This window comes from Acinetobacter sp. YH12086 (genome assembly GCF_013419345.1).
Lineage (GTDB): Bacteria > Pseudomonadota > Gammaproteobacteria > Pseudomonadales > Moraxellaceae > Acinetobacter > Acinetobacter amyesii.
Genome location: NZ_VPAF01000048.1, coordinates 1 through 1738, shown reverse-complemented (window position 1 = coordinate 1738; position 1738 = coordinate 1). Strand labels below are relative to the sequence as shown.

General features: G+C 57.3%; 2 protein-coding genes. Both read right to left on the bottom strand.

The genetic code is table 11. The features are described from left to right. Window positions 1–250, bottom strand: a 250-nt coding sequence (locus FTU29_RS17180) for a LysR family transcriptional regulator (protein ID WP_130234736.1), incomplete at its 3' end; no start/stop codon positions are given. 27 nt (window positions 251–277) lie between these two features. Continuing rightward, entirely contained in the window at window positions 278–1492 is a 1215-nt protein-coding gene (gene floR / locus FTU29_RS17175) for a chloramphenicol/florfenicol efflux MFS transporter FloR (RefSeq protein ID WP_000214122.1), read from the bottom strand. Window positions 1493–1738: the final 246 nt, after the last annotated feature.

Sequence of the window (1738 nt, the reverse complement as noted above, 5' to 3'; positions counted from 1 at the left end):
CCATGAAGTGCCTGCCTGCGTCTGTTAGCCGAACGCCCCGCGCATGGCGCTCAAATAGCAGGACACCAAGGTTATCCTCCAGCGCTTTCACACGCGCGCTGACGCTCGACTGGCTGATACCAAGTGCCTTGGCCGCATGCCGAAAATTCAGATGCTCGGCGACGGCGATGAACTGAACAAGGGAAATGAGCGGTATCCTGCCAGACAGGATACCGACATTCACGAGGTTTCGATGGTTAGTGCGCCGCATCGGAGCGGGCCTGCTACCAGTCGTCGGTTAGACGACTGGCGACTTCTCGGTGGCAGCCCCACGGAGCCGAAGGAGCACCAGCCCCAACGAAACCAGTACCGCCATCGCCGTGGCGTAACAGATCACGGGCCACGCTGTGTCACCGTTTAAAAGTGCCACCGCCAATGTCCCGACAATGCTGACTATCAGGCTTTGAACGCAGAAGTAGAACGCGACCGCTGATCCCGCGATGTCGTCGAACTCTGCCAAAGCGCCGTTCGCGGTAACGGACACCGTGAAGACAATACCGACCGCGACAACCCACATCGGTAGGATGAAGGTGAGGAATGACGGCGAGCCGTAAAGTTCGCCGATCCCCAACAGGACCGCTCCGCAAACAAGCAACGCCATCCCACGCGCCACGCATCCTGCGATGCCCCATCTGGCGACAAAGGACTTCGCGAAACGGGTTGTCACGATCATTACAAGCGCGACAGTGGCGAAGGCAAAGCTGAATCCGATCTCGGAATATTCCGCTTGGCCTATGAGCACACGGGGAGCCGTCGAGAAGAAGACGAAGTAGGTGCCCATACCGGCGCTAAAGCCGACAGTGTAAACCCAAAAAGCCGGACTCGCGAAGATCGGCAAGACAGATCGGCGCGTCTTGACTTGATCCAGAGGGCGGGTTTCGTGCCACCTGAAACCCGCATTTAGGAGTGCGAGCATCGCCAGTATAGCCAAAGTAATGAATATCGCCTGCCATCCCAAGAACTCGCCGATCAATACTCCGGCGATAGGGCCGAGCGCAGGCACGAACGCCAGCATCGAACTGAAAAGGCCGTAGATGACGACACCCTCAGGACGGTTGGCATAAACGTCGCGAACCGTCGCGAACGTCGCCACCAGCATGGCCGACGCGCCCACTGCTTGAAGTAGACGGAAAGCGACAAAGGCCGGTGCAGTTGAAGACCAAGCTGCTCCCAGAGACGCAATGACGAAAGCCGTTGCGCCCGCAAGTAGAATTGGCCGTCGCCCGATTCTGTCTGAGAGCGGACCAAAAATCACCTGGCCCACGCCGAGCATCACCATATAGAGGCTCAACGTGAGTTGGATCATAGCGGGCGTCGTGTTCAGGATGCCGGGCATCGCTGGAACGACAGGGAGATAAATATCCATCGCCAGTGAAGCGAGGATGTCGAAAGGAGCCATCAGCAGCAGTGCTGCCGGCAGCGTATAGGCCCACGCGGGGCGTGTGGTGGTCATGACGAATCAACCCTCGATTAAGGAATACCGGGCGACGTCTGCTCGTCAGCAATCAGATGAGACTAGCCTTACAGAGCGCCGCAACAACAATACTGGTTGTTGCGGCTTACTTGTCTGCTGACTTGGAATTTCCCATCTGATTACTCCACGCTTACGAATATGAATTGCTACATTTTATCCGATTATCTTTTGCTTCGCAATGCGGCATGGGCGCACTCAGCGTTCCAGCCCCCTCTGCCGCCCTAA